This is a genomic window from Silvimonas sp., from assembly GCF_031291215.1.
GTDB classification, from domain to species: domain Bacteria; phylum Pseudomonadota; class Gammaproteobacteria; order Burkholderiales; family Chitinibacteraceae; genus Silvimonas; species Silvimonas soli.
In genome coordinates this window covers 1-2,198 of the sequence record NZ_JARLJK010000082.1, presented here as the reverse complement: position 1 = coordinate 2,198, position 2,198 = coordinate 1, and the positions used below count along the sequence as shown (strand labels likewise).

Below are 2,198 nucleotides of genomic sequence, written 5' to 3'. Positions count from 1 at the left end.
GTGAGCGGCTGCGGAACTGCGGCGCAACAATTCGATCCCGATGTCAACGACCCACCACCCTGCGGCATTCGTGCAGACCTGTATATCTCGGTTCGTTCGGAACAGCAGCTGCCTATCAGATGATTCCGTTTGCTCTCGAGGCTCATGGTGCGATCGGTGAGTCGGCTCGTCAGCTGCTTCAGAAGTTGGTGAGTCACGTCGACGTCATGTCCGGTCACGCCTTCCTCCAGCAGGCGTACGCGCGTCTCAGTGTCGCTCTCCAGTCAGCGAATGCTGCGATCACGATCGGCGGTCTCCAGCGTCTGCGCGTGAATCAGCTGTCGTGCGACCGACCGATGAGTCCGGGACTCGGCCAGCGCGCATTCGCCTCACGACGACGCATGGCGCGTCACATCGCTGAGGTCCACTCGATGAAGGTGAACCTCAGCGCCGCCTTCCATGGCGGTTTCGGCCAGGGTGCACTGGCCGCAGCGGCGTAAGGCGGTCCCGTGCGCGAGGCGCTGCTGCTGATCGTCGCTTCCGCTTCTCTCTAAATCGCATTGCATTTTGTTTGCGCTTGCTCTAGCTTATTGCACATACAATATTTTCCTTTGCTCGTGCACTGGCCGTAGCGGCGAAAGCGGCTCGCGCAGGCGCTACTGCCGATCGTCGCTTCCGCTCCTCTCTAAAACGCACTGCATCTTGTTTGCGCTCGCTCTTGCCCATTGCACATATAGTCTACATCAGACGCTCTAGCTTATTGCACATACAATATATTTCCAGACGCGCGTACGCCTGCTGGAGGATGGCGTGGCCGGTTCGCGTAGTCGGGCTGAGCTGTATGGATGAGAAGTGAGCGCTAGTAGAGCAGCGATAACGCGGGGGGTACCATAGCTAATGCAATGCGCGAGCGAGCGAATGATTGTGGCATGCTGCGCGCGTTGCGTGCGTGCTTGCCGGTAGCGGTCTTACGCCGCCACGGAGGAAGATGCTCGCCTTTTGCAATCGCATCGCTCTAGCATCTAGCATACACGTGTATTCTCGAATCACATTGCACTTCATTATTGTTTGCTCAAGTTTATCGCACATACATCGTGACGCTGCTCGAGCCAGTGTGCTTGCTGTTGTCTACACGCGATGCGACTGCACCGCGCGTCACCTCGCACAGGTCCGCACCAGTCGGACGGATCTGCAGACTACGGCTAGGGACGATGACGACGCACTCACCCATGCGATGCCGTCAAAACTCAGCATCTCGACGTAATTGGGCCGATTTCACGTTACCGGTTCCTGGAATAGTGAATTGCTCCAAATGCGACCGCTGTGCTTCAGTGAACTTCTCATACAGGTCACCGTAGTACACGTAAAACCTACCGTCGTTGGTTCCCTTCGAGTAGCAGTTGAACAGAATGCGCAATCCACCACGAAGTCGACTCGGAGTATCGGCAGCAAAGTACACAGGAAGTCCGTAGCCGTGCTCGCCGAAAGTGTGCCCGATGGATCGAAGTCGAGGGTCCGATGCGTATGCTTGAAAATCTGGCTCGAAGCCGCCTCGTCGTGGTGGTTCGTACTCCCAGTCGCCGGCTGTATAGTTCGTAGCACGTTCTTGTGCGGTTGGAGGTTGTCGCGAGCGTTCGTGCGCGACAGCTGCAGCCACAGAGTCTGCTTTCGATTGGCAATGATGGTGATGTACGTTGACAGGTGCCGTGTGAAGAGAACCGATCGTATTTCCTTGAAACAACTGGCCGGAGACGTTACCGTGGTTCTGATAGTTGTGAGTTGTTGATTGAGAAGCTGCTGCAGCAGAAGTAGGAACACCCGTCTCCTCTGCAGCAGAAGTGCGGCACCGCTTCGATGATGGCTCCGAAGTGTCATCCCCTGTGATGAGGCAGGAACCTCCATAATTGTGACAGGCGCTGCTAGGATACGAATGCAGACCTGTCAGAGGTGAGAATACTGTATGTATTATCGTACCTGTGTCCTCTGTACTCTACCTCTCCACTGGCATGTGCAAGGTGTGCACTGCCAGTCATTTATTCCAGTTGGCCTTCGGTCGCCAGTCATTTATTCAAAGTCTTTGAATAAATGACTGGCAACGGTCGGCCAACGTTCGGCCAACGTTCTCTTTTTCTCTCGTGCGGCCCTGCTTGTGCCGCACTTCCCGTTCGCACGCTCGTACTGATCATACAGCGCGCTCAACGACACTCCACACACACACT

1 protein-coding gene is annotated in these 2,198 nt (G+C 55.8%); it reads left to right on the top strand.

Annotation, left to right across the window (positions count from 1 at the left end; genetic code table 11):
* Positions 1-119 precede the first annotated feature (119 nt).
* Positions 120-479, top strand: coding sequence for a hypothetical protein (locus tag P4L78_RS10010; protein WP_309327885.1), 360 nt, complete (start codon positions 120-122; stop codon positions 477-479).
* Positions 480-2,198: the final 1,719 nt, after the last annotated feature.

Bases quoted from the DNA above. Each gene is read 5' to 3' on its own strand.
- P4L78_RS10010 (WP_309327885.1), top strand. From the start codon at position 120: ATGATTCCGTTTGCTCTCGAGGCTCATGGTGCGATCGGTGAGTCGGCT.